Origin of the sequence: Sulfitobacter sp. PR48 (genome assembly GCF_028807335.1) — a bacterium.
Taxonomy (GTDB): domain Bacteria; phylum Pseudomonadota; class Alphaproteobacteria; order Rhodobacterales; family Rhodobacteraceae; genus Sulfitobacter.
The window spans coordinates 261,456-286,167 of sequence record NZ_JARAMM010000005.1 but is presented as its reverse complement, the minus strand read 5'-3'; the positions used below and the strand labels follow the sequence as shown (position 1 = coordinate 286,167).

At 62.1% G+C, this 24,712-nt stretch carries 29 protein-coding genes; 9 read left to right on the top strand and 20 right to left on the bottom strand.

Features of this window, described 5'->3' with window-relative positions; all coding sequences use genetic code 11:
• Nucleotides 1–14: 14 nt before the first annotated feature.
• Nucleotides 15–371: a VOC family protein gene (locus PVW51_RS24275; protein ID WP_338019755.1), complete on the top strand. Its 357-nt coding sequence runs from the start codon at nt 15–17 to the stop codon at nt 369–371.
• Between the two features lie 48 nt (nt 372–419).
• Here the strand turns inward: PVW51_RS24275 and PVW51_RS09220 are convergent, their stop codons facing one another.
• From PVW51_RS09220 to PVW51_RS09200, 5 genes are all read right to left on the bottom strand, one after another.
• A complete protein-coding gene (locus PVW51_RS09220) occupies nt 420–1,685 on the bottom strand; it encodes an RNA polymerase sigma factor (protein ID WP_274574689.1) in 1,266 nt (421 codons plus the stop codon).
• A complete protein-coding gene (locus PVW51_RS09215) occupies nt 1,669–2,046 on the bottom strand; it encodes a YciI family protein (RefSeq protein WP_274574688.1) in 378 nt (125 codons plus the stop codon). Before PVW51_RS09215 ends, PVW51_RS09220 begins: the two co-directional genes overlap by 17 nt.
• A 158-nt stretch (nt 2,047–2,204) precedes the next feature.
• On the bottom strand, nt 2,205–2,615 hold the full coding sequence (locus PVW51_RS09210) for an SRPBCC family protein (RefSeq protein ID WP_274574686.1): 411 nt from the start codon (nt 2,613–2,615) through the stop codon (nt 2,205–2,207).
• 48 nt (nt 2,616–2,663) lie between these two features.
• A complete protein-coding gene (locus tag PVW51_RS09205; protein ID WP_274574685.1) occupies nt 2,664–3,107 on the bottom strand; it encodes an SRPBCC family protein in 444 nt (147 codons plus the stop codon).
• Between the two features lie 159 nt (nt 3,108–3,266).
• Complete coding sequence (locus tag PVW51_RS09200) at nt 3,267–3,710, bottom strand: VOC family protein (protein WP_274574684.1); 444 nt, start codon at nt 3,708–3,710, stop codon at nt 3,267–3,269.
• Between PVW51_RS09200 and PVW51_RS09195 the strand changes: the two genes are divergently transcribed.
• Nucleotides 3,709–4,386 carry a helix-turn-helix transcriptional regulator gene (locus PVW51_RS09195; protein ID WP_274574682.1) on the top strand — a complete coding sequence of 226 codons (678 nt, stop codon included), beginning with the start codon at nt 3,709–3,711 and terminating at the stop codon, nt 4,384–4,386. The genes PVW51_RS09200 and PVW51_RS09195 overlap by 2 nt on opposite strands.
• A 206-nt stretch (nt 4,387–4,592) precedes the next feature.
• Here the strand turns inward: PVW51_RS09195 and PVW51_RS09190 are convergent, their stop codons facing one another.
• Nucleotides 4,593–5,165, bottom strand: a complete 573-nt coding sequence (locus PVW51_RS09190; protein WP_274574680.1) for a TetR/AcrR family transcriptional regulator — start codon at nt 5,163–5,165, stop codon at nt 4,593–4,595.
• Nucleotides 5,166–5,303: 138 nt separating this feature from the next.
• On the opposite strand from PVW51_RS09190, the gene PVW51_RS09185 reads away from it, so the two are divergent.
• From PVW51_RS09185 to PVW51_RS09175, 3 genes are read left to right on the top strand one after another with little or no spacing between them, the layout of a single operon-like run.
• The gene (locus tag PVW51_RS09185) at nt 5,304–5,801 is read left to right on the top strand and encodes a (2Fe-2S)-binding protein (RefSeq protein WP_274574678.1); all 498 of its coding nucleotides are present in this window, start codon (nt 5,304–5,306) and stop codon (nt 5,799–5,801) included.
• Nucleotides 5,798–6,853 (top strand): FAD binding domain-containing protein, encoded by a 1,056-nt coding sequence (locus tag PVW51_RS09180; RefSeq protein ID WP_274574675.1) that lies wholly within the window; start codon nt 5,798–5,800, stop codon nt 6,851–6,853. Before PVW51_RS09185 ends, PVW51_RS09180 begins: the two co-directional genes overlap by 4 nt.
• Nucleotides 6,846–9,092, top strand: a complete 2,247-nt coding sequence (locus PVW51_RS09175; RefSeq protein ID WP_274574674.1) for a xanthine dehydrogenase family protein molybdopterin-binding subunit — start codon at nt 6,846–6,848, stop codon at nt 9,090–9,092. Before PVW51_RS09180 ends, PVW51_RS09175 begins: the two co-directional genes overlap by 8 nt.
• Nucleotides 9,093–9,327: 235 nt before the next feature.
• Here PVW51_RS09175 and PVW51_RS09165 read toward each other — a convergent pair whose 3' ends face one another.
• Nucleotides 9,328–10,224 carry a LysR family transcriptional regulator gene (locus PVW51_RS09165; RefSeq protein ID WP_274574672.1) on the bottom strand — a complete coding sequence of 299 codons (897 nt, stop codon included), beginning with the start codon at nt 10,222–10,224 and terminating at the stop codon, nt 9,328–9,330.
• Nucleotides 10,225–10,327: 103 nt separating this feature from the next.
• Between PVW51_RS09165 and PVW51_RS09160 the strand changes: the two genes are divergently transcribed.
• The 3 genes from PVW51_RS09160 to PVW51_RS09150 all read left to right on the top strand — a co-directional run bounded on the left by PVW51_RS09160 (nt 10,328) and on the right by PVW51_RS09150 (nt 12,308).
• On the top strand, nt 10,328–10,882 hold the full coding sequence (locus PVW51_RS09160; protein ID WP_274574670.1) for a carboxymuconolactone decarboxylase family protein: 555 nt from the start codon (nt 10,328–10,330) through the stop codon (nt 10,880–10,882).
• 73 nt (nt 10,883–10,955) lie between these two features.
• A complete protein-coding gene (locus PVW51_RS09155) occupies nt 10,956–11,420 on the top strand; it encodes a nuclear transport factor 2 family protein (protein ID WP_274574669.1) in 465 nt (154 codons plus the stop codon).
• 3 nt (nt 11,421–11,423) lie between these two features.
• A complete protein-coding gene (locus PVW51_RS09150; RefSeq protein ID WP_274574668.1) occupies nt 11,424–12,308 on the top strand; it encodes a pyridoxamine 5'-phosphate oxidase family protein in 885 nt (294 codons plus the stop codon).
• An 87-nt stretch (nt 12,309–12,395) separates the two neighbouring features.
• Here the strand turns inward: PVW51_RS09150 and PVW51_RS09145 are convergent, their stop codons facing one another.
• From PVW51_RS09145 to PVW51_RS09135, 3 genes are all read right to left on the bottom strand, one after another.
• Nucleotides 12,396–13,898: a tripartite tricarboxylate transporter permease gene (locus PVW51_RS09145; protein ID WP_274574666.1), complete on the bottom strand. Its 1,503-nt coding sequence runs from the start codon at nt 13,896–13,898 to the stop codon at nt 12,396–12,398.
• Nucleotides 13,895–14,380: a tripartite tricarboxylate transporter TctB family protein gene (locus tag PVW51_RS09140; protein ID WP_274574665.1), complete on the bottom strand. Its 486-nt coding sequence runs from the start codon at nt 14,378–14,380 to the stop codon at nt 13,895–13,897. Before PVW51_RS09140 ends, PVW51_RS09145 begins: the two co-directional genes overlap by 4 nt.
• A 66-nt stretch (nt 14,381–14,446) precedes the next feature.
• A complete protein-coding gene (locus PVW51_RS09135; RefSeq protein ID WP_274574663.1) occupies nt 14,447–15,403 on the bottom strand; it encodes a Bug family tripartite tricarboxylate transporter substrate binding protein in 957 nt (318 codons plus the stop codon).
• Between the two features lie 177 nt (nt 15,404–15,580).
• Here PVW51_RS09135 and PVW51_RS09130 point away from each other — a divergent pair, with 177 nt between their 5' ends.
• Nucleotides 15,581–15,721 carry a hypothetical protein gene (locus PVW51_RS09130; RefSeq protein ID WP_274574728.1) on the top strand — a complete coding sequence of 47 codons (141 nt, stop codon included), beginning with the start codon at nt 15,581–15,583 and terminating at the stop codon, nt 15,719–15,721.
• A gap of 168 nt (nt 15,722–15,889) precedes the next feature.
• Here PVW51_RS09130 and PVW51_RS09120 read toward each other — a convergent pair whose 3' ends face one another.
• The 10 genes from PVW51_RS09120 to PVW51_RS09075 all read right to left on the bottom strand — a co-directional run bounded on the left by PVW51_RS09120 (nt 15,890) and on the right by PVW51_RS09075 (nt 24,502).
• A complete protein-coding gene (locus tag PVW51_RS09120) occupies nt 15,890–16,690 on the bottom strand; it encodes an SDR family NAD(P)-dependent oxidoreductase (protein WP_274574662.1) in 801 nt (266 codons plus the stop codon).
• Nucleotide 16,691: 1 nt separating this feature from the next.
• Nucleotides 16,692–17,567: an amidohydrolase family protein gene (locus PVW51_RS09115; protein ID WP_274574660.1), complete on the bottom strand. Its 876-nt coding sequence runs from the start codon at nt 17,565–17,567 to the stop codon at nt 16,692–16,694.
• Nucleotides 17,560–18,132, bottom strand: a complete 573-nt coding sequence (locus PVW51_RS09110) for a carboxymuconolactone decarboxylase family protein (protein ID WP_274574659.1) — start codon at nt 18,130–18,132, stop codon at nt 17,560–17,562. The genes PVW51_RS09115 and PVW51_RS09110 overlap by 8 nt, the downstream gene beginning before the upstream one ends.
• The gene (locus PVW51_RS09105; protein WP_274574658.1) at nt 18,129–18,773 is read right to left on the bottom strand and encodes a glutathione S-transferase family protein; all 645 of its coding nucleotides are present in this window, start codon (nt 18,771–18,773) and stop codon (nt 18,129–18,131) included. The genes PVW51_RS09110 and PVW51_RS09105 overlap by 4 nt, the downstream gene beginning before the upstream one ends.
• Nucleotides 18,770–20,080: a TRAP transporter large permease gene (locus PVW51_RS09100; protein ID WP_274574657.1), complete on the bottom strand. Its 1,311-nt coding sequence runs from the start codon at nt 20,078–20,080 to the stop codon at nt 18,770–18,772. The genes PVW51_RS09105 and PVW51_RS09100 overlap by 4 nt, the downstream gene beginning before the upstream one ends.
• Nucleotides 20,077–20,601 carry a TRAP transporter small permease subunit gene (locus PVW51_RS09095; RefSeq protein WP_269360457.1) on the bottom strand — a complete coding sequence of 175 codons (525 nt, stop codon included), beginning with the start codon at nt 20,599–20,601 and terminating at the stop codon, nt 20,077–20,079. The genes PVW51_RS09100 and PVW51_RS09095 overlap by 4 nt, the downstream gene beginning before the upstream one ends.
• Nucleotides 20,602–20,654: 53 nt before the next feature.
• Entirely contained in the window at nt 20,655–21,656 is a 1,002-nt protein-coding gene (gene dctP / locus PVW51_RS09090; RefSeq protein WP_274574656.1) for a TRAP transporter substrate-binding protein DctP, read from the bottom strand.
• Nucleotides 21,657–21,772: 116 nt separating this feature from the next.
• The gene (locus PVW51_RS09085) at nt 21,773–22,816 is read right to left on the bottom strand and encodes a LysR family transcriptional regulator (RefSeq protein ID WP_274574655.1); all 1,044 of its coding nucleotides are present in this window, start codon (nt 22,814–22,816) and stop codon (nt 21,773–21,775) included.
• Between the two features lie 282 nt (nt 22,817–23,098).
• Nucleotides 23,099–23,767 carry a flavin reductase family protein gene (locus PVW51_RS09080; RefSeq protein WP_269360460.1) on the bottom strand — a complete coding sequence of 223 codons (669 nt, stop codon included), beginning with the start codon at nt 23,765–23,767 and terminating at the stop codon, nt 23,099–23,101.
• A gap of 42 nt (nt 23,768–23,809) precedes the next feature.
• Nucleotides 23,810–24,502, bottom strand: coding sequence for a GntR family transcriptional regulator (locus PVW51_RS09075; RefSeq protein WP_114276932.1), 693 nt, complete (start codon nt 24,500–24,502; stop codon nt 23,810–23,812).
• Nucleotides 24,503–24,712 lie beyond the last annotated feature (210 nt).

The window sequence follows — 24,712 nt, the reverse complement described above, 5'->3', positions numbered from 1 at the left end:
GTGCGTCCTGTCCGGTGTTCCATACATTGAAGACGTTCGGCCGAACTCTCTCCCGACATTCCGGCAAAATTTTTTTTCCGGAACCGGGCGCTGACGGTGGTCTCGAAGGAGCAGCCGGACGGGACCGAATTGCTGCTCGAACCGAGCGACCACCCTGCCGTCAAACCCTACAGGAAGCCCTTGTCGCCGACGGCATCCCGGCCGCGTCTTTCCAGGTCGACGATCTGGTTGCAGAGTTCGGGAAACTGACGGCCAACGGCGTCTCTTTCACCCGGGACCTTCTGGACGCCGGGCCCGTGCGTATGGCCGTCTTCAATGACAGTTGCGGTAATCTCATCCAGTTGGTCCAGACGGCAGGCGGACAGAAGTAACGATGGGCCGGACATTGCGAAGAACCGATGGCACACCAGAAGGAATGCCTAAGGCTTGCCAGTCGTGCGTTCGCCTTCCAATTGATCAAGGTGCTGGCGGATATGCACTGCCTCGGCGGGTGTGTTTGCAAGGGCGATTGCGCGGGTGAAAGCGTCGCGGGCCTCGCTGTTGCGCCCCAATCGTTCCAGCAGATTGCCGCGCACCCCATGAAAATAGAAATAGCCGTCCAGTGGTTCGGCCAGCGGCGCGATCATCTCCAGCGCCGCCGCGGCGCCGTGCAGCTTCCAGATGGCCACCGACCGGTTGAGCGTGACAACGGGCGACGGGGCATGACGCTCGAGGGCTTCGTAGAGTTCGTTGATACCTGCCCAATCCGTATCTTCCTGCCGTTCTGCCCGTGCGTGCAGCGCGGCGATTGCCGCCTGGATCTGATATGGGCCGGGCTGGCGGTGCAGCATGGCCTTGTCGATCATCGCCAGAGCTTCGGCGATCCGGTGCCGGTTCCACAGCGACCGGTCCTGATCGTCGAGCAGGACCGGCGCGCCCGCCGCGTCGAAGCGCGCTTTCTGCCGCGAGTGCTGCAGCAACATCAGTGCCAGCAGCCCCATCATCTCCGGTTCGGCGGGAAACAGCCGCAGCATGAGCCGCGCCAGCCGGATCGCCTCGTCGCAGAGTTTTGCCCGCTCGCTTGTCGGATTGGCGTCCGTATAGCCCTCGTTGAAGACGAGATAGATCATCGCGGCAACCACCGCGAAACGTTCCGCCCGCGCGACCGGACCCGGCGTCTCGAACGGAATATCGGCCTTGGCGATGCGGGCCTTGGCGCGGGTAATTCGCTGCTCCATCGCCCGCTCACCAACCAGAAATGCCGCCGCGATGCGCGGCGTGGGGAGGCCGGAGACGATCCTGAGCGCCAGCGCGATCTGCTGGGTGGCAGGCAAGTCGGGATGGCAGCAAACGAAAAGAAGCCGCAGGATGTCGTCGCGGTAATCGGCGGCATCCAGCCGTTCCACCATGTCCGGCTCGGTGTCCTCGCGATCAGAAATCACCGCTTCGTCGGGCAGTCCGGTCAGGCGCGCCTGTTTGCGCTTGTGATCGATGGCGGCGTTGCGACCGACCATGATCAGCCAGCTTGCCGCGTCACGCGGCGGGCCGTTCTTCGGCCAGGACTTCACGGCCCGCAGGCAGGCCTCCTGAAACGCCTCCTCGGCCAGATCAAGGTCCCGGAAATAGCGCAGCAATGCCGCCACGGCCTGTGGCCGCGCGCCGACAAGACGCGCCTCGATCCAGTCCGGGTCAGGGGGTTGGGGCATCTTCTATGGCCTCTCCATTCGGGTAGTAGAGCGCGATGGGCCGCAGTTCATAAGCGCCGCCCGGATTGGCCTCGGCCATCTCGCGCGCGATCTGAACCGCCACTTCGTAGCTGTCCACGTCGACGACATAAAAGCCGAGCAGTTGCTCCTTGGTCTCCGCGAACGGCCCGTCGGTGACGATGTTTTCGGATTTGCGCAGGGTGGTCGCCGCCGTTGTCGGCATCAGCCGGACGATGGGTTCGAAGTTCTTCGCCCATTTGCGGTTGACCGCCTTGAGGTTCTCGATGACCTCGGTGTCCTCTGCCTCGGTCCAGGAAGAGGTGATTTCCTCGTTGTGGTAGCAAAGTATCGTGTAGCGCATTTTTCCGAATCTCCATTCAAAGGACCGCGCTACATTGCATGAACCGACATGAAACGAGAACATCAGGCACATTCACGGTATCGTTTTGGTGCGGCAAGGACCGTGATCCAAGAGTTCGGCCCTGACCGCTCCGGTGGTTTCGGCTGGCGGCGCCTGTCTTACGACTCCACGTGGTGTTTGAAACTGTCGAGGATGGACTGCCAGCCGTCGCGCTGCTGCTCGACGGGGTTCTCCGTTTCCGGATCGAACGTCAAGCTGACGCGCACGCCACCGTCTTCGGGAATGAACTCCACGCTGGCATGGCGGTCGCCGAAATCATATTCGATGCGCTCATGTTCCACGATCTTCGTGTATGTGCCGGCAAAGTCGAAGCCCATGCTGCCGTCCTTCGCTTCCATCCGCGAGGAAAAGGCGCCGCCTTCCCGAAGATCGACAGTGGCAGCAGGGGTATGCCAGTCATCAGATGGCGTGTTCCACTGCATGATGTTCTCAGGCGTGGTGTAGGAGTCCCAGACCGCCTCGACGGGTGCCGCGACGGTGGTTTCGATGGTGATCGGTTGAGTTGTCATGATGAAGTCCTTTGATTGAATTGCGGGGCAATGAGGCGGGGTGCCGCCTTACTGGTTGATCTCCGGCTCGACGAGCTTTGCCAGCTTCCGCAGGCTGTCCTGCCAGCCCAGATAGCAGGCTTCGAGCGGGATCACGTCCGGAACGCCGTCCTGCACGACGGACATTTCCGTGCCGACCGAAACGGCTTTCAGCTCGACGGTCACTTTCATCTCGCCGGGCAGGTTGGGGTCGTCGAAGCGGTCGGTGTAGACGAGCCGTTCACCGGGGACGAGTTCCTTGTACTCTCCGCCGAACGAATGGCTGTTACCGGTCGTGAAGTTACGGAACGACATCCGGTGCTTGCCACCGACCACGGGTTCCAGCTCGTGGACGGTGCAGAGAAAACCGTATGGTGGCAGCCAGCTGGCCACGGCGTCGGATTCGAGAAACGCCCGATAGACCTTTTCGGGTTTCGCGGCGATGACTCGGTGCAGGCGAACGGTGTTGGTCATGATGTTATCCTTTCTTGTTCATCTATCTTGAAGACGTCCGGCCAACCGGCATCCCGACATCGTGGGCCAATTTTTTTTAAGATTTATGCCGCGGTTGGGCGGACGGCCTGTTCCCCACCACTCGGCCAGTGCCGCCAGATAGGCCGCTTCAGCTTGTACTCATCCGTCAGGAAGGTTGACGCGGATGCGATGGCCATCCGGATCCAGTGCAACGAAGGTGAGTCCGAAAACCGCTTCTGCCAGGTCCTGCTCGATCACGACGCCATCGGCCTTCCAGGTGTTGTAGAGTTGCCGGACGATGTCGGCGGACTGCACCTGAAAGGCCAGTTCCGATCTGTGTCCGTTGCCGCCCGAGACGAAATTGCTGGCGCTTGTCGACCAAAGGCCGAGAATGAAGCCGTCATCGAATTCGAAGCACTGGTATGTCGGAAAACCTTGGGCAGGCTTTCCAAGAAGCCCTTCATAGAATTTCGCGCTTTCGAGCGGGTCGGAAACATAGAGGATGATCAGGTTCGGCGTAATCATGGGATTGACCTCGTTGGTTGTTGACCAGTCTTTCCTAATCGTTGCCTGTGACAGAAAATGGCAGTATGTGCAGGTCATGCGAACGGCCCGGCTCCTTAATCTGCTTCAGATTCTCCGACAGTCCCGAACGCCGGTCAGCGGCCATGATCTTGCGCGGGGACTGGGGACAAGCATTCGCACTCTCTACCGGGACATTGCCACGCTTCAGGCAGAAGGCGCGGATATCGAGGGGTCACCGGGCGTCGGCTATGTTCTGAACAAGGGCTTCTTCTTGCCTCCCCTGATGTTTTCCGAAGAGGAGATGCTCGCCCTCATGCTGGGTATGAAATGGGTTTCAGGCTACGGCGACAAGCAGCTCTCTCAGGCCTCGAAGCAGGTGCTCGCCAAAGTCGAGCGCGTGGTGCCCGAGGCTGCTCTGGACGCGGCCTCGGCAATACCCTTTGGAATTGGTGAGGCGCATTCGGACAGGCGCGCCGAGGAAGACCTGAGCGACCTTCGGGACGCAATCCGGCGGGAACGAAAACTGCGGATCATCTATGAAAAGCCGGACCAGACGGTTTCGGAACGGATCATCTGGCCGATAGCCATTGGTTACTTTGCCAGCGGACACGTCCTTGTCGGTTGGTGCGAGACCAGTCGCGGCTTCCGGCATTTCAGAACGGACCGGATACGGGACCGCGAGTTGCTGCACGACAGGATCTCAAAACGGCGCGCCGATCTGATGAAAGAATGGCGATCGCGACGCCAATCCTGACTCCCGACATCCCGGCATTGATCGGTTGGTTTCCATCATATTTTGCAATCTCCGGCAGGAGGTGGGCGCTTGATGAGCAAGATCTTTTGCCGATTGGCCCCGTGCCTTTTACGCCTCAATTGCACCAGCTGGATCATTTTAAGCCAAACGCTTGCAAGCCTCGTTTGGTGGGCAGATCGCGCATATTTCAACCAATGCACAGAGCCTCATTTTTTCAGCCCGTCGACAAAGATGTCGAGGATGCGCAGGACATTTTCGCGCCAGTCAGGGCCGGGCTGGCGCGCATAGCAGATGGCATAGAGGGTTTGCATGAGGTCTTCGGCGCTGACCCCTTCGCGGATTTCTCCGACATTGCGGCCCTTGTCCAGAAGCCGGTCAACCGCGGCGAGCACAAGGCTGGAGCGTTCGGTATAGCCCTGTTTCAGGTCCTCCGTCATGACCAGACTCATTGCGCCCAGCATGCCGCGCTTGGTTTCCACCAGGTCGACATTGGCGTGCAGCCAGCTGCGGATGGCCTCAAGGGGGGCATCCCTTTCAACCAGGTCTTCGGCGGTGACAATGAGCTGGTCCAATTCGCGGCTGAAGACCGCCATGAACAGTTCTTCACGGGTGGGAAAGTGCCGGTAAAGCGTGCCGATGCCAACGCCGGCGCGCCGTGCGACGGCCTCCAGACTCGCATTTGGCCCGCCGCGCCCCAGAATTTCCTTGGCCGCTTCGAGCAGCAGCTCGCGGTTCTTTTGTGCGTCGGCGCGCGGCTTTCTTTTGCGAACTTCTGCCAAAATCTGCCTTTCATCTTGAAAACGGAGGATGCCTCCGTATATTCTACTTTAGACGGCGGCACCGCGCCGCTTGATTTCTTATACCGGACCTCGCCTGCGAGTGACCACACCTAGAAAATAGCATAACAGGGAGGACATATGTCACTCTTCATCAGCCTGACCCTCAACGGGGAGGCGCGTGACGTCTCCATTGATGACCCGCGCGTGACACTGCTTGATCTGCTTCGCGAACGTCTGGCGCTGCCCGGCACCAAGAAAGGCTGCGACCGTGGCCAGTGTGGTGCCTGCACGGTGCTGGTGAACGGGCAGCGTGCGAACGCCTGTCTGATGCTTGCGGCGGGTCTCGACGGTGCAGAGATCACCACAATTGAAGGCCTTGCAAGGGGCGAGGATCTGCACCCGGTGCAGGCCGCCTTTATCGAGCATGACGGGTTCCAGTGCGGTTATTGCACGCCGGGCCAAATCATGAGCGCCGTCGGGCTGATCGCAGAAGGGGATGCCGGGAATGATCCGGAGCGCATCCGCGAGGGCATGAGCGGTAACATCTGCCGCTGCGGGGCCTATCACGGGATCACCCTTGCCGTGCAGGAAGCGAGCCGCCGGATGGCTGCCAAGGACGAGGGGGACGCGGCATGAAGCATTTTGACTATGTGCAGCCAAAAACCATGGATGAGGCGCTGGCGAGCTGGGAACCGGGTGCGGCCTGGCTTGGTGGGGGGACCAATCTGGTTGACCTGATGAAGCTGGGCGTTGCCCAACCGCAGCGGGTGATCGACCTGACCCGGATTCCCGACCTGGGCGAGATCACCTTTCAACAGGATGGATCGGTGCGGATCGGGGCGATGGTCAGCAATGCGGCCCTGGCCCGCCACGCGGGCTTCGCCCAGCACTTTCCGATGGTGGCCGAGGCGCTGCTTTCGGGGGCCTCGGGGCAGCTTCGCAATATGGCGACGGTCGCGGGCAACCTGATGCAGCGTACCCGTTGTGCTTATTTCCAGGAGGAAACGGCTGCCTGCAACCGTCGCAATCCCGGTGCGGGGTGTGATGCGCGCGACAGTGACGAAGAGCTGCGCGCGCTGCTGGGGGCGAGCCCGGCTTGTGTGGCGACAAACCCGTCGGACTTCTGCGTGCCGCTTGCGGCGCTGGAAGCGCAGGTCGAGGTGCGCGGCGTGAATGGAACGCGCCAGATCCGCTTTGCAGAGTTCCACCTGCTTCCGGGCGACAATCCGGCGCGTGAGACGGCGCTGGAGGAGGGCGAGTTGATCATCGCCCTGCACCTGTCCGCCGAGGCGGCCGGGTTTGCCGGACATGCGCGGTATCTGAAGGTGCGCGACCGCACGTCCTTTGCCTTTGCCACCACGGCAGCTGCCGCTGCGCTGCGGATGGAGGAAGGCATCATCGTGGAGGGACGACTGGCGCTTGGCGCGGTTGCGGCCAGGCCCTGGCGGGTTGCCGAGGCCGAGGCGCTGCTGGTCGGGCAGGCCCCGGATGCGGCGCTGTTTGCGCGCGTCGCCGAGGCGGCGATGGCGGGGGCAGAGGCCCCGGCGCATCTGGAATGGAAGATCGACCTTGCCCGCCGCACTGCTGCGCGCGCACTTGCCATGGCTGCGGCCGGAACACCGGCACAGATGCCGGCGCTGCCCGCATCCCCCTTTGGCCCACAGAACGGAGACCTCGCCCATGTCTGACACGCTTTCACCGCAAATTCGTTTCGGCTCCAACGCGGGTCAGCCTGCCACACGGCGGGATGGGCTTGCCAAGGTCACCGGTGTTGCAACCTTTGCCGCCGACAACACGCCCGAGGGGTTGCTTTATGCGGTCTACGCCCCGGCAAAGATCGCGCGTGGCCGGGTCAGCCAGCTTGACGTTGCCGCAGCAGAGGCGCACCCCGGTGTGACCCATGTCATCACGCCGCAAAACCGGCCCGAGTTGCAGGGCGACCCTTCGGCCAAGCCGACGATGTTCTCCTTCCGCACCGAAGTCTTGCAGGACGACACAGTGCGTTATGCCGGACAGCCGATTGCACTGGTGCTGGGCGAGACATTGGAAGCCGCCACCGAGGGCGCGCGCCTGCTGGCCCCGCAGTACGAGGTCGATCCGGTGCGTGTGGCGCTGGATGACAACCCGGCCACCAGCTTTGAGCCGGCCGGCTTTGGCCTGCCGGGCGGGGCAAGCCACGGCGATGTCGAGGCGGGGCACGCGGTTGCCGCACGCAGCATCGACGTCAGCTATGAGACAGCGGCGCAGTATCACAATGCGATGGAAACCCATGCGATTGTGGCGCAGTGGGACGGGGACCGGTTGACGCTGGATACGCCCAGTCAGGCGCTGAACCTCTCTTGTGCGGGCTTTGCCTATTTCTTTGGAATCCCGCCCGAGAATGTGACGCTGCGCAGCCCCTATATCGGAGGCGGGTTCGGATCAAAGGCGATCCCGACCGGACCGCAGGTGCTGGCGATCCTCGCTGCGCGGATGACGCAGCGGCCGGTAAAGCTGATGTTCACCAGACAGCAGATGTTCGGGCCTGTCGGTCACCGCGGTGCGACGCGCCAGCGGCTTCGGATGGGTGTGGACGAGAACGCAGCATTGACGGTGATCGACCACGAAGGGTTGGCGGAAACCTCGACCTTTGATGATTTTGTGGAACCGGCGGCGAGTGCTTCGCAGGGCCTTTACGCAGCCGGTGCCTTGCGGGCCAGCCACCGGCTGGTGCGGCTTGATGTCGGCACGCCCGGACCCATGCGCGCACCGGGCGAGGCTTCCGGGTCCGCTGCCCTGGAATGCGCGATGGACGAGATGGCGGAAGCGGCGGGGATGGACCCGCTTGAATTCCGCCTGCGCAACTATGCCGAAACCCAACCCGGCACCGGGCTTCCCTATTCCTCCAAGGCGTTGCGGGAGTGTTACGCAGAAGGTGCTGCGCGGTTTGGCTGGGAAAGGCGACCGATGGAACCACGGCAAATGCGGGACGCCGATGGCCTGTTGACCGGCTGGGGCATGGGAACGGCGCTGTTTCCCTGCCCGATGTTCGCCGCCGAAGCGCGGGCGACACTGCGTCCCGACGGGACGGCCCTGTTCGAGACCTCTGCCGTTGACATGGGGCAGGGGGCCTGGACCGTGCTCGCCCAGATTGCTGCGGACAGCCTTGGCCTGACGCTGGATCAGGTCGAGTTCCGCGCCGGACATTCGGCATTGCCGGACGGCGGCGTCGCGGGCGGGTCAGGGCATACCGCCACGGCGGGCGGTGCGCTGCACGCTGCGGGTGGGGATGTCCTGCGCCAGCTTGGCGAACTTGCCACTGCGGATCCGCAGTCGCCGCTTTATGGCGCTGGCAATTCAAGCCTTGTGGCGCGGGACGGGTGGTTACTGTTGGAGGAGGACGAGAGTCGCCGGGAACGCTTTGCTGACATCCTGATACGTGCCGGACAGACAGAGATGACCGGAACCGGCCACGGCGGGCGCGCGCCAGAGGCCGCCGGTCGCCATGCGATGAACTCCCACGGCGCAGTCTTCGCCGAGGTGAAGGTGGACCCGGATCTGTGCCAGGTTCGGGTGACCCGGCTGGTAGGGGCCTTTGCCGCCGGGCGGATCATCAACCCGCGGCTGACCGAAAGCCAGCTTATGGGCGGCATGATCTGGGGCACGTCATTTGCCCTGCATGAGGCCGCCCGGCACGACCGGCGCAGCGGGCGCATCGTGAACGCGGATTTCGCGGGCTACCATGTGCCGGTGAACGCGGATGTGAGCGGGCTGGAGGTGATCACGGTGCATGAAGACGATCCTTACGTGAACGCCCTTGGGATCAAGGGTGTGGGCGAGATTGGCATCGTCGGGACGGTCGGGGCCATTGGCAACGCGATCTGGCATGCGACCGGCAAACGCGTGCGCCATTTCCCGATCCGCATCGCGGATTTGCTCGCGCCCTGAGCGCCTGCGCTATCGTCACGAGTGGCGCGAATACGGCTGATCTGAACCGGATGAACATTGCGCTTCAGAAGGCCGGATCGGCAATAGCGACCTTATGGAGTGCGATCACCGGCACATCACGCGTGACCGCGACAAGGGATCTGCAAGAACCTGTCGGGATGGGTGCCCTGACGCGTGGCGGCGAACGCCGGTACAGGCGTTACTGGCTGAAGCTTGATGGGCAGGGTGGGATGGATCAGGCCATGCCGTCTGCAATTCTCGGCGCGGCAAAATCGAGGAACGCACGGAGCTTCTGCGGGATCAGGGCGCGCGGCTCATAGACAAGGTGAACGGGCCAGGGGGCAGGCTCAAAACGCTGCAAGAGCGGCACGAGTTGCCCCGCCCTGATCGCAGCGGCAACCTGGTAGGACAGAACACGCGTGAACCCCAGCCCGTCAATGGCCGCGTCGATCGCTGCCTCGGCGGTGTTGACGATCAGGCGCGACCGCATCGGCCCGACTTTCTGCGGCCGCTCCGATCCGAACTGCCAGTTCGGCGGCGACATCAGGCTCTCGAAGGTAATTGCATCCAGCTTCGCGAGATCGCCGGGGCTCTCGGGCATTTGGTGTGTTTCGAGATAGGAGGGGCTGGCGCAGACGACGCGGCGCACCTCGCCAACCTTGCGCGCAATGAACATGCTGTCGGAAAGCGGGCCGATGCGCACCGCCAGATCGAGGTGTTCTTCGTGGAGGTTCACCGGCCGGTCCGTCAGTTCCATCCGTATGTCGACCTCCGGATAGGCGCGCAGAAAGGCGGTGACCGCAGGCAATACATGCAAGCGGCCAAAGACGATGGGGGCGGTCATCGTCAGCGTTCCGCGCGGTGCCGTGAATTCACCTCCGGCGTTGCGCTCGGCTTCGGCAACCTCTTCGATGATCCGGCGGCAGGCCGCGAGGTAGGTCTGCCCGGTATCGGTGAGCGTCAGCCCCCGGGGAGAGCGCAGCAATAATTCGGCGCCGAGCTTGTCCTCCAGTTCGGAAATCCGGCGGCTGACCGTGGCGATGGGCATTGCCAACGCCCGGGCACCGGCAGTCAGACTGCCTTCGTCCACGACGCGCACAAATATGGACATGGTCTCCAGACGGTCGGTCATGTTGTTTCCAGAAATTGGGAATCTTCATTCCATTAATGTGGTCTACCGCCAATTTTTGGAAGTCCCTAAGTCTGCCTCACACAGCAAGCAGAGGAGCTTTCACATGTCCCGTATCACATTTCCCGCCACCATAGCAGCAGCGCCCGAGGCATCGCAGCCGCTGTTGCAAGCCGTCGAGAAGCAGCTGGGTTCCGTCCCCAACCTGTTCCGTCTCGCCAGTGTCAGCCCCACCGCGTTGCAGGGCTATCTCGGCCTGTCAGGGGCGCTTGCCAAGGGTCGCCTGCCGACCGCCACCCGCGAACGCGTGGCCCTGGCCGTGGCACAAGCGAATGGCTGCAGCTATTGTCTTTCGGCCCATAGCTATCTCGGCAAGAACCTTGCCAAGCTGGATGACGCCGAGATCGCGGCGAACCGGGCCGGGCGGTCGACCGACGCCAAGGCGGACGCTGCCGTGCAATTCGCCGTCAAGGTGCTCAATGCGCGGGGTCGCGTTGCGACAGAAGATCTTCGCGAGGTTCGCGATGCCGGTTACGACGACGGCCAGATCATCGAGATCGTGCAGCATGTCGCGCTGAATATCTGGACCAACTATCTCAACGAACTGGCCCAGACCGAGATCGACTTCCCCGTGGTCGATGCTGGCGTTCTCGCCGCATGACCTGGCGTGGTGGCCGGGCCCTGTCCCGGCCGCCCGCCCTTGATACCCGCCCCTGACCGCAAAGGATGCAGCGATGACCCGTCCCCCGCTTCCCCCATTCACCGAAGACAGCGCCCGTGAAAAGATCCGCCTGGCCGAGGACGGCTGGAATTCCCGCGACCCGGCCAGGGTGGCGCTGGCCTATACGCAGGGCAGCCGCTGGCGCAACCGCGTCGAATTCCCGGTGGGCCGCGCCGAGATCGAGGCTTTCCTGACCCGTAAATGGGCGCGCGAACTGGAGTATCGCCTGATAAAGGAACTTTGGGCTTTCGCGGGCAACCGCATCGCCGTGCGCTACGCCTATGAATACCGCGACGACAGCGGGCAATGGTTCCGGGCCTATGGCAACGAGAACTGGGCGTTCGCGGCGGATGGCCTGATGGCGCAGCGTCATGCCAGCATCAACGAGCAACCGATCCGTGAGGATGAGCGTAAATTTCATTGGCCGCTGGGCCGTCGGCCTGACGATCACCCGGGCCTGTCCGCTCTTGGTCTTTGAGCCATGACCGGTTCCGTTTTTCACGCCGGAGAACGCGCGGTGCAGGATCGCGCTGGTGTTCCGTCGGATTGGCGCCAACGCGCCGCCCGCGCGATCCGGCCGGAGATACCCCTGCTGCTGCAGCCTTTTTTCGAAAGCCTGCCTGTGCTGTTTGTCGGTCTGCAGGACATGCGGGGAAGGCCGTGGGCCACGGTCTGCCCGCTGCCAGCGGGAGCACAGGTGACCCGCAACCGGCTGACGGCCCGCGGCCGCCCGGTGCTTGCCGAACTGCTCGGCCTTGATCTGCGGTCCGGCAGCAAGGCGGCGGTGCTTGGGCTGGACTTCGCAACCCGGCGGCGCAATCGCGTGAATGGCACTGTCGTCTCAGCGACAGAGGTTATTCTGTCGATCGCGGTCGAACAATGCTACGGCAATTGTCCGCAATACATCCGGATGCGCGACATCTGCCCGCCCGCCGCGCCAGTACCGCTTGCGGAAGGCAAGCCTGTTGCCATTGGCGACGCACGCGCGCATCGGATCATCTCGCAAGCGGATACGTTCTTCATCGCGACCCATGCAACTGACGGGGCGGATGTGTCCCATCGGGGCGGGGTGCCCGGCGTCCTGCGCCAGAATGCAGACGGCTCGCTTTCTTTTCCGGATTATGCCGGCAACCGCTACTACAACACGCTGGGCAACATCGAGGTTTCGGGCCGCGCGGGGCTGTTGATCCCGGATTTTGCCAGTGGCGAGGCGATCTTTCTGACCGGCAGGGCGAGCGTCGATTGGTCCCCGGCCCGTGCCGTCGCTTTCGCAGGGGCTGAGCGCGTGGTGGATGTTCAGCCCGAGGAGGTCTGGTATGCGCAGCATGGGGTGCCGCGCGGTGTCTTCGGACCGCACACAGGATGATGACAGAAGGGAAATGGTGGCGTTTGAAGGGCTGTTTTCCTCGCATGGCAGATCCTTTCAAAGCCACAGTTCGAGACTGACGGCGGTTCATGAACGGTCCCGTTTCAAAGCTTGCCGTGCCTGGATCAATGCCATGCCCGATTGCAGCAGCACCACTCCGATAATCAGCAGCAACAGTGTCAGGCTGATCGGACGCTCGACAAAGATGGCGAAACTGCCGTCCGACAGGGAAAGGGAACGCCGGAAGTTTTCCTCCAACATCGGCCCCAGCACAAGGCCCAGCACCAGCGGCGGTGCGGGCAGGGCCAGCAGGCGCATCACCCAGCCGACCATGCCGAAGGCCAGCAATTGATATACGTCGAAAACCGAGTTCCGTATGGAATAGGTTCCGATGAGGATGAGAACGATGATCATCGGATAGAGCAGACGGTAGGGTATGCGCAGCATCGACACCCACAAGCCGATCAGCGGGATGTTGAAGATCAGCAGGATGAAGTTGCCAAGCCAGAAGCTCATGACAAGACCCCAGAACATCTCGGGCTCGGTGGTGATCATGCGCGGACCGGGTGCGACGCCATGGACAATCATTGCGCCCAGCAAAAGCGCCATGACCGCATCGCCCGGCACGCCCAGGGTCAGGGTCGGGATAAAGGCGGTCTGCGCGGCCGAGTTGTTGGCCGCTTCCGGCCCGGCGACGCCCTCGACCGCGCCCTTGCCCATGTTTTTCCGGTTGCGGGAGGATTTGTTCTCGACCGCGTAGGAAAAGAACGACGCGATGGTCGATCCGGTGCCGGGCAGGGCACCGAAGAAGCTGCCGATGGCAGAGCCGCGCAGGATCGCCGGAAGCGCGTCCCGGAATTCCGTCCGCGTCGGGATCATCGAGCGGAACGACACTTTGGCCGTTGCGATGCGGTTTTCCTTGCGGCCGATATTGGACAGCACTTCCGACAGGCCGAACAGACCCATGGCCGAGGCGACAAGGCTCACGCCATCCATCAGCTCCATCTGGCCGTAGGTGAAACGCATGGTGCCCGAGGTCAGGTCAAGCCCGACAATCCCGATGACGATCCCGACAACCACCATGGCGAGGCTGCGGATCGCGGATCCTTCTGACAATGTTGCCGCCGCGATCAACCCCAGGGCCATCAGCATGAAGAATTCCGGCGAGCCGAAGCGCAGCGCGATCTGGGAAATCTGTGGCGCGAACCCGGTCATGATCAGGATGCCGATGCTGCCACCGATGAAGGAGGCGACAGCGGAAATGAACAGGGCAACGCCGGCACGGCCGTTGCGGGTCATCTCGTAGCCGTCCAGACAGACAACGGCCGAGGACGCTGTCCCCGGCATCCGCGCTAGAATCGAGGCCACGGAACCGCCATATTGCGCTCCGTAGTAAATGCCCGCGAGCATAACGATCGCATCTGTCGGGGAGACGTAATAGGTCAGCGGCAGCAGCATCGAAATCGCCGCCATCGGGCCGATGCCCGGCAGAACACCGATGAACATACCGACCGAAACGCCCAGCAGGCAAAACAGGAAGGTCTGCGTTGAAAGGGCAACCTGCGCGCCGAGGATCAGGTTGTCGATCATCGCATCAATCCCGGCGGCAGGAACTTGAACTGCAAATCAAGAGCCAGGCCAAAGATCAGCCATATCCCGAAACAGATCGCCAGGGGCAACAGCACCCATTCGACCATTTTCCGGCCCGGCTCTGCCATGGCCGCGATCAGAGTCACGACGATGATAGCGATGATCCCTCCGACGATCTCATAGAGGACCGCGAAGGCGACGATAGCCGTCAGCAGAAGGGCAGGAGGGCCGAGCGGGCCTGGTGTCACGCGGGCTTCGGGTGTCCGCCAGCCCTCGACCAGGAGGACGAGGCCGAAGACGGACAGGATGACGCCGAGGGCGGTGGGGAAATAGCCCGGCCCCATCTGGCTGGTGCTGCCAAAGGGCATACGGGACGCTTCGAGGATGACGACAGCGGACACGGCGATCAGGGTCAGGCCGCTCAGGCTGCCGCGCGATGTCAGCCTGTACAGAAAGCGGGTTCGGGGAAAGAATTGAGCCACGACAGTCTCCGGTGAAGAGGTATGAAACGAAATCGGGCCGCCCTGTGGCGAACAGCCCGTGACGGTTCACTGCAGTTCGATACCGGCGCTTTCCCCGATGTTGCGGAACAGCTTGGAATGGTCCTGGATGGTCTGCCTGAGTGTCGCATTGTCCCGGTATTTGGGGAACAGCCCGGTCAGCAGGGCGGTTTCGCGGAATTGCGCATCTGCAACGACCTGCTCCATCGAGGCAGAGAGCTTTTGCACGATGTCATCGGGTGTCCCATCGGGCACGAAAACGCCGAACCAGCCCACAACTTCCACGTCGAAACCGGCTTCCGCCGCGGTCGGGACGTCGGGGGCCTTGGGATGGCGCTCTGCTGACAGGACGGCAAGAACATCGAGCGTATCCTGACCGTATTGTTGCAGGATATTGGGCGCCATCAGCATGTCGATCTCACCCGACATGACCGCCGCCATCGCCTCGTTCGTGTCGTTGTAGGGGATATGCTTGCCCTGACCTTTGACCGCATCCAGAAACAGAAGTGTGGTGAACTGGGCCATCGACCCGATCCCGGTAGAACCGTAGGTGGTGCCTTCCGTCTCGCGCAGATGGTCGACCAGATCGCCGAGGTTTTCGAACCCGAGGCCCTTCGAGGTGCCGACGAAGACCGACGCATCGGTCAGGCTGGCGACCGGCTCGAAATCCGCGACGGGGTCGTATTGCAGGTTGGGGTTGATCAGCGGCTGGATGACATGTGTGGAATTGTTGGCGAAAAGCAGCGTGTATCCGTCATTCTCCGCGTTTGCCGCAAGCATGGTCCCAAGGGACCCGCCCGCACCGGGTTTGTTTTCGACGATGACGGGCTGTCCGTATTCCGTCGACAGGCGGTCAGCCGCAAGACGCGCAATCCTGTCGGTCGCCCCACCGGCGCCATAGGGAACAATCAAAGTGACGGGGCGTTCGGGCCATTCACCTGCGACCCCTGATGTGGCCAGCACGGAAATCCCGAGGGCAGCAGCAATAGATACGATAACTCGCATGGAAATTCCTCCCTTTTACACGCCTTCTTCGAGCGGGTCCGTTCCGGTCTCCCTCCCGGTCCGGCCAGTTTCTGCGTGTTTTCATATTGGTACTGCCATGCCGCGGAAGGCCGTTATGCTAATTACTTATAGGCTCCGAGGGTCCCTTCTCTTTGCCGTGGAGGACCCTCGAACGCGATGAAGCACACGCCGGGCCTCTCAGTCAGAAAATCATTGTGGCTTTTCGTGCTGCGGACGGCCAAAGCGCTGCCGATCCCGGTGCCGCTCTTGCCGACCGCTCAGGCCTTCGGCAAGGAACTCCTCCAGATCCCGATATGAAACTCCGTAGCGCAAGTAGACGAAAACCGCGTTGCAAGTTCACGTCTTTCGGAAAATGCGCTCCCTAAAATGAAATTGACACGGTTTGCTCCTGTCATCTGCCAGCACGCGCAACCAGAACAGCGTTTGATCTGACAGTTGGGGACGGAGTTTGCGACAGGCCTCTTGTCAGTCGCAGCGTGCGCTCATGCCGCCGTCGACCACGATCTCGGTGCCGGTGACGAAGCGTGCCTCTTCCGAGCAGAGGAAAAGCGCGGCATTCGCTGTGTCGCGGCCATCACCCATCCAGCCCAGCGGAATCCGCCGGACGCGCGATTGCAGCAATGCGTCGACGTTGCCCCCCGTGCGCTGCCCCGCCAGCCGTGTCTCGACCATCGGTGTGTGCAGCTGACCGGGGACCACGGTGTTGACCCGCACACCCTTTGGCGCGAATTCCACCGCTGTCACCTTGGAGAAATGGATGATCGCGGCCTTGGCCGAGGCATAGGCGATCTGCGGCGAGCCGGTAAAGCGGGTGCCCGAGGTCGAGGAGGTATTGACGATGGCCCCGGCGCCTTTCTCAGCCATATGCGGCAGCACCGCGCGGCAGGTCAGGTAGACGCTCTTGAGATTGAAATCCATCTGACGGTCCCAGCCGGCCTCGTCCAGGTCGGTCGCGCCGCCCTTGGCCGAGCCGCCGACGTTGTTGACGAGGATGTCGACGGTGCCGAACCTTTCGATGCAGGCGGCAACCATCGCCTCGACCGCCGCGCTGTCGGTCACGTCGCAGAGGTAGGGTTCGATCTCTCCCCCGGCGGCGCGCACCCGCTCAAGCGTTTCTTCCATCGTGTCGGCGCGCAGATCGACGGCAAAGATCCTGGCACCTTCTTCGGCAAAGCGCACGCAGGTAGCGCGGCCGTTGCCCCAGCCCGGCCCGACACAGCCGGCCCCGGTCACGATTGCGATTTTGCCTTCCAGACGTCCGGTCATGTCAGCTCTCCTCAAAGCGGTAAAGTTTTGTCGGGTTATCGACCAGCAGCGCCTGAAGCGCGCAGGCATCGGGTGCGATCTGCGGCAGCAGGTCGAACAGGTCTCCGTCATCCGGCGGGTCGCTGCGGTAGTTGGGGTGCGGCCAGTCCGTGCCCCAGACCACCCTGTCGCCGAAGCGTTCGACGATGGTGCGGGCAAACGCCACCGCATCCGCATAGGGCGGATCCTGGCGCGAGGCGCGTTCGCAGCCCGATACCTTGCACCAAAGGTTGTCGTGATCGAGCAGGCGCAGCAACGTCTGGAACGGTGGCTGGTTGACACCGAGCGCGGCATCCACCCGGCCGAAGTGATCGACGACGACAGTTACGGGCAGATCGGCCAGCAGCGGCGACAGGGTTTCGATCAGGCCGGGGCCCATATGCACCTGAAGATGCATGCCACGATCGGCAAGACGCGGCGCAAGTGCGCGCAGCTCCTCGGGGCTGGCGCCCGGCGCGAGATGCGCCATGTAGTTGAACCGCATGCCGCGAAAGCCCTGGTCTGCCAGCTTGTCCAATGCCGCGTCGCTGACATCCGGAGGTGCCAGCGCGATGCCCAGATAGCGGCCGGGGCGGGCCTGCATGGCATCCACGACCACCGTGTTGTCATTCCCGTGCACCGCAGATTGCACAATCACGCAGCGGTCGATCCCCATCTGGTCGTGCAGCGCGAACAGGGCTTCCTTCGGCGCGTCGGCAGGCTTGTAGCTGTTGGCCTCGCAATAGGGGAACTGGTCGCGGGGGCCGAAGACGTGGCAATGGCAATCCGTCGCGCCCCCGGGCAATTCTGCGCGGGTCGTGCGTGGATAGCGTTTCCAGGTCAGGGGACGTTCATTCATTGGAAAGCTCCGGGGCCGGGTTGTCCCCCATCGGGGGCACTTTGAAGATGTTGATGGTCAGCGAAATCAGCGTGTAATAGCCAAGCATCCCCACGAGATCGACGAGCGCCTGCGTGCCCAGAACCTCTGTCGCGCGGGCATAGAGCGCGTCATCGACATTGCGTGTTTCATGCGCGGCCCGCGAGACGTCATAGACCACGGCCTCTGCCGGATCGTCGAAATCGGGGCGGCGGTTTTGCCGGATGTCCTCGATGATGCGGGGGGAAAGGCCGGCTTGCAGCGCGTGCCCCTTGTGGATCTGCCATTCGTATTCCGAGCCGAACACCCGGCCCGTCACAAGGATCGCGAGTTCGGAAAGCCTGGGGTCGAGCACCGTGTCGTAACGACAGTAGCGACCGAGATCCTGCGCCCTGGCCGCCAGTTCGGGGCGGTGCAGCCAAACGGCCAGCGGACCGCGGACCCCGCCGCGCGGGCCGCTGGCGATGGCATCATGAATTTCCTGCTGCCGGGCGTTGTAGGTTGTGGGGTCTGGTGCGGGTAGGCGTTGGTCGGGCCAGAGGCTCATTCCTGTTTCCTTTCGGTTCTTGTCCAGCAGGGGTGATTGCGGGCGAATTCCTGCAACCATTTGTCGAGTTTTGGATGGGCATCCTGCCAGGCGAGGGGCCGCCGCCAGTTCAGATAGCCAAGCGCGGCGGCAAGGGTGATCTGGACCAGCTCCGCACGGGCGGGATCCGGCAGATCGTTTTCAAAAGCAGCAAGGGCGCGGGTCATCTTGCCCTTCTGATGGGCCAGCCAGCGTTCGGAGGCCTGATCCGGCCCGCGAAAGCGGCCTTCATAGGTGACCAGAAGTGCCGCGTCGGTGATCCCGTCCGCCAGCCGCGCCCGGGTTAGAACGCGAAACCGTTCGGGCCCCTCACGGGGCATCAGCCGACCGCCGCCTGTGAGCGCATCGAGCATCTCAAGGATGACATGGCTGTCGAAAAAGGCCTCCTCTCCGATCAGGAGACAGGGCATTTTACCCAGTGGATTCTGCAGGCGCAGACAATCGGTTTCGGCCAGCGTGTCGGCAGGCTCCAGCCGGATCCGCGCGTCCAGCCCGAGGGCGATCAGCGCCATGCGGACCTTGCGTCCGAAGGGCGAGGTTTCGGTGCTGCGCAGAACGACGGCAACCGCCGGGTCCTCCCAGAATCTGCGCAGCTCCGTCATTGCATACGCTCCGGCAGGAAGAGCGCGATTTGCGGAAAGGCGCAGAGCAGCACCAGCATCACCAGGCCCGCGATCACGAAGGGCAGCAGGCCGCGGAACACGTCTTCGAGCTGGACCCGGCCATTCGAGGCAGATTGCACCACGAAGCAGTTGATGCCCACCGGTGGCGTGACCGCGCCGATTTCCACCAGCAGCACCACGAAGATGCCGAACCAGACCGGATCGAAACCCAGGTTCATCATGACCGGATGGGTGATCGGCAATGTGATCGCCAGCAGCGCAGGCGCATCCATCAGCATGCCCAGGGCGAGATAGATCATCGCGACCAGCGCAACGATGATCCAGCGGTTGACCTCAAGCCCGGTCAGGAAGCCGCCGACACTGTTGGTGACACCCGAGAGCGCGAGGAACTTTGAAAAGACCAGCGCACACATCAGGATGGCAAAGATCATCGCGGTTGTCCGCATCGTCTCCATCAGCGTGTCCTTAAGCGCGATGCCCTTGAACCCGCGATGTCGGATGAGCGCCAGGATCAGCGTCAGCATCGCGCCGATCCCGCCCGCTTCGGTCGGTGTGAAGATGCCAAGGTAAAGGCCCGAGACGATGGCCGCGATGATCAGCACCAGCGGGCCTGCCATGCGCAGCGACAGGACCTTTTCGCGCAGCGAATAGGTCGTGGTTTCCATCGGGGCAAGTTCGGGGTTCATCCGCACCCGCACCCAGATCGCCACGCAGAGGATCAGGGCAAAGAGAATGCCCGGGATGAAACCCGCAATCAGCAGCGCGCCGATGGAACTGTCGGTGAGGATGCCGTAAACGACAACCAGCGCGGAGGGCGGGATCATCACCGCAAGCGTGCCGGCAATGGCAATCGACGCCGAGGCAAGGCTTTTGTCATAGCCGCGATTCAGCATCTGCGGCAGTGCAAGTTTGGTAAAGACGGTCGCGGTGCCGACCGAGGAGCCCGATGCCGCACCAAAGGCGGCGGCGCCCAGCGTTGTCGAAATCGCCAGCCCGCCGCGCAGCCCGCCCAGCCATTTCGACGCGGCTTCGAACAAGTCCTCGCCCAGCCCCGCCCGCATGGCGAAAAAGCCCATCAGCAGGAACAGCGGGATCACCGAGAAATGGAACGAGTGTGTGGTGTCGAAGAATACCGTCGAGAGCAACGCCGTGGCGGCGTGGAACCCGACCAGCGCGGCGAGGCCAAGCGCCCCGACAAGGCCGAGGACCACCATCACATTGATGCCGAGCAGGATGCCGGCAAAAAGGCCCAGCGTCCCGATAAGGCCGATAACCAGATTGCTCATTCGATTTCCTCCGGTTCGGCATCGGGCAGCGCCCCGCCAAGCGCGGCCAGAACCGCGTCAATCAAGAATTGGATGGTGAGAAGCGCCATGCCAAAGGCGATTGCGCCCTTGACCGGCCAGAGCGGATAACGGATCGAACCACGCTCGATTTCGCCGATGGCAAAGGATTTCGCAGCCAGCTTCCAGCCCGCATAGGTTGCCCAGGCAAACAACCCGGCCCCGGCCAGCATTGCCAGAACGACGGCGGCGCGGCGCAGGCCTTGTGGCAGGGTTCGGGTCAGCAGCACGACCTTGATGTGCCCGCCCTCGTATTGCGTCATGGCAAGCGACAGGAACACGATGATCGGAAGCGCGCCCTCGGTCAGTTCCAGCGTGCCCGCAACAGGCGTATTGAACAGGTACCGCAGCAGCGCATTCGCAACGACCAGAACCATCACCGCCATAAGTGTGATGCCCGCCAGCAGCCCACAGAGGTTCAGCACACGGCCGAAACCGGCGCGCAGTTTCATTGTATATTGCATCGGAATTCTCCTGCGACATTGGCGCGGGCGCGGCCCGCGCCAATATGCGACGTTCAGAATGTCAGCTTGGCGACGATGTCATCGACTGGAAGGTCCAGGGCCTTGGCCTTTTCGATCCATTCGTTACGGACCGCCTGGACCTTGTCGTCGGCAACCAGCGCTTCAAGCTCGCCCGCCGGGAAGTCGATCACTTCCACGCCCAGATCGCCCTGCCAGAGCTCGCGCACCCGCGCGTCATCCTCATCCAGCATGCGGCTGTATTCCAACAGGTAATCATGCCCGAGCTGATCGACCACGGCGCGGGTTTCCGCGTCCAGCGCGTTGTAGCTGTCGAGGTTCATCGCGATGATATGGCCGAACGAGGCACCGAAGGGCACTTCGATGTAATATTTGGCCACCTCGTCATATTTCCAGCCGCGCGCCAGGGCGGGTCCGATCGGCGTGCAGTCGATCACGGAACGCTGCAGGGCCTCATATGAATCGGAGGTCGAGATTGACACCGGCGTCGCCCCCATCGCCTCGATCAGCGCGGGATAGGCAAAGCCGTAAGAGCGGATCCGCAGACCGGCCATATCGTCAATCGAACGGACCGGCTTGGTGCAGAGCAGGCCGTAGTTCTCAAGGGGCCGAAAGCCGACAGCGTGAAGATTTTGCTGTGCAAGCTCCTGACCGAATTGTGGATAGTCCTTGTGCCAGGACGCCATCGCTTCACCCACGCCCTGGGTCTTCATCGGCTGCGGGATGTAGAAGCCGACGGCGTTGTTCAGCGGCAGAAGGTCCGGAAAATAGGGCGTGATCACATCGCCGAAGTCGCCCACGCCTGCGGCCAGCGCCTCGGGGATCTCGCGGGCCTTTGCAACGGAACCGCCCCAGAAGATGTCGATTTGATGCTTGCCGCCGGTCCGCTCTGCGAACTGATCGGCAAACCATTGTGTTGTGATCGCCTGTGCATCACCCGCGCCTTGCGGCTTGTAGGTGATCCACTTGAAAGTATCGGCACATGCGGCGCTGGCCAGAGCAGTCGCCACAATTGTCGCGGAAATCAGGGTTCTCATGCAGTCTCCTCCCATTTCAGCGATTCCTCCAATCGCTGTACCGGTAAATGACTGCCAGAACGGAAGGCATGCGAAAAATGCTAGATTAACATGACTTTCATGCTGTCAGGGTATGGCTAGTGCCAGATGTTGCGCTCCACCAATTCCCCGACGATTTCCGCGATGACGGTTTCAACTGCCTTGATCGCCATATTCTGCCGCTGGTCGGATTTGATCGCGGTGCAAAGCCGCCACTGAACTTCCGGTTCGACGATCGGAACGGCAATCAACGTCCCCAGGTGGAATTCGGTAAGAACACCGCCGAACGTCAGAAGCGTGAAGCCATGCCCGTCCCGGACCAGTGCTTTCAGATGCCAGACGCCATCGACCCTTTGGGTGACGTTCAACTTGCGACCGATCTTTTCCGCGTGTTGATCGGCCAGCAATCGCAGATAGTTGGAACGAGATGGCATGATCAGCGGCAATGATGCGGCTTCTGCAAGCGTGTAAAAGGGCTTGTCGAGCGATCCCGTCTGCCCGATCAGGTGAAGCTTTTCGATCAGCAATTCCTGGGCGGTGATATCCGCGCGGTCCGGCGGGTTGTGCATGACAGCCAGACTGATCTGACCGGTGAGCAGCCAATCCTCCAGATCGCGGCTGAAGCCTTCCTTGAATCGCAGTTCAATGTCCGGAAAACGCGCTGTGACGCGGCGCAGCAAGGGCGGCGCGATGAATTCGCCCGGGGTCGGGGGCATGCCGATGACGACCGTGCCGACCGGCCGTTCGGAACTGGCGGTGACGTCGTGATAGGTCTGGGCGAGCTGCCCGAAGAGCGTATAGGCACGATCCAGCAGGATTTTCCCTGCCGGTGTCACCTCGACCCCCCTGACCGAACGTTCGAAAAGCGCGAGATTCAGATCGTGTTCGAGATTGGCGATCTTCCGGCTGAGCGCCGGTTGCGCAATGTTGAGGCGTCGGGCGGCGCGCGTGATGTTCCGCTCTTCAGCGACGGTAATGAAACACCTCAACGTACGAATGTCTGGTTCCCAGTCTGGCAAACTATCTGTCCGTTCATCTTTTGCGGTCAGGGGCTCATCGGACGTGCTGGTGTGGCTTTTGAAAGTTCTGTCAGGGGGATGAGCACCTGCGACCTGTATAAACCCAACCGCACATCCTGCCACTATGCAACACAGGAGGCGGAGAAAGGGAAACCCGGGGTGCCCGGCCTGAAAAGGAGCGGGAAAGTCCCTTGAAGGGTGATGCGTGACAGCGGCCCTGCTTTTTGCTTTTGCCGCGACCTATTGGTGCATTTGTCTGGTCCAAGGTTTCCTTAGAAGACGTTCGTTTCCCGTGGGTATCCGTTCAGGGCCGAAGTTGCGTATTCGGCGGAAGCCAGCCCGATGGTGTCCTGCAATTGAACAGCACGTCCGCCCGGGATCAGCTTTTCCGTCGTAGCTTCGCGCTTACCTGCCAGCGGTTTTCTGGTGCTGACGGCTGTTCCATTCCGTCTCGGACATGGTCGGAAGATCGAAGGTCGCATTGGAACGGCAATAGCCATGACCGCCCATGCGCCCCAAAGCGTCGAGGGCCGCTGCATCGACATGAAAACGGTCATTCACGAGACCGGGCCTTGCGTGCATCGCCAGCACTTCGCCCAGAATGATTTCCCGCGATTTGCCGATGTTGAGCGTCACATGGCGTTTGCATTCGAACCGCACCGGCGCTTCGGCGATCTGCGGAGAGGAGACGAATTCGCCCGGGATCATTGTCAGCCCCGCCATCTCCAGCTCGTTCACGCCTGCGCCGAAGGGCACGGCGGTCACATTCATTGCATCCAGGTTGTCGAAGCCGACGATATTGACGGTGAATTCCTCAGTGACGCGGATGTTGTGACCGGTGTCCTTGAACCGCATGTCGGAGTGGTTTTCCACGCCAAGCGCGAGGATCGCCGGATCCGACGACAGGCAGTTGAAAAAGCTGAAGGGTGCGGCGTTGGGGCGGCCCTGTTCATCCACCGTCGTCACCCATGCGATGGGGCGCGGCACCACCGATCCGATCAGCAGCTTGTAGCGGTCGCGGGCACCGAGTTCGGCAAAATCGAAACGGTCGGAAACTGGGGCAGTGCGGTTCATGGGCATCTCGAATGTTGAAAACGGCAAGAGGCGCGCGGCAGCTCAGTCGTTCGGGGTGACATAGCGGGCGAGGATATCGCTCACGTTGTTCTTTTCCGCGTCGTCGGGTTTGAGCAGGGCGCGGTCCTGTACGCCGTGCAGGTGCCGGTGCATCCGGGCTATGGCGCGTTCGGCATCCCTGTCCGCTATGGCGGCGATGATCTCTGTGTGTTCATCCAGCCCGCATTTCGCTGAATGCGCCTGGGCGAAACGCGCCATTATCAGCGAACAGCGCGATACGATCTCGTTGACGTAGTTCGCGAGGATCTTGGAGCCGGTCAGCTCTGCCAGCAGGATGTGGAATTCACCTGCCAGCCGGATCGACCGTGTGGTGTCCACGTGGAGATATTTGTTTTCCTCGGCCAGATGCGCCCTGAGCGCCTTGACGATGGGCTTTGGGTCCATCGCGCAGAGCCGCTGCATCACTTCGCGTTCAAGGCATTGCCGCATTTCGAAGATGTCGTGTGCTTCTTCGATGGTAGGCACCGCGACCGAGGCGCCCCGATTGGGCTGCAGATCGACCAGCCCCTCGGCATCGAGCCGGACCAGCGCATTGCGCACGGTTGTGCGGCTGACGCCGAAGGTTTCGCCAATCGAATCCTCGGGCAGTTTCACGCCGGGCTTGAGCGCCTGTTCGATGATTGCCTGCCGGAGCGAATCATAGACCGGAAAGCTGCGTGTCGCGGATTTATACATGTCGGACCTATACCATATCGCCTTCGGAAGTCAGCGGTTAGTGCATTCATCCTATTGGATACAATGATTGAATACAATAATTAACTTTTTTGTAGTCATAACGGAATTTTCTCGCTAGCTTTCGGGAAATAAATTGCTGCATGGCGGAGAATCTCCCAGTTTTCCAAGGGAAATTCGACGTCACTACAGAAAAGTCCGACATAAAATGTA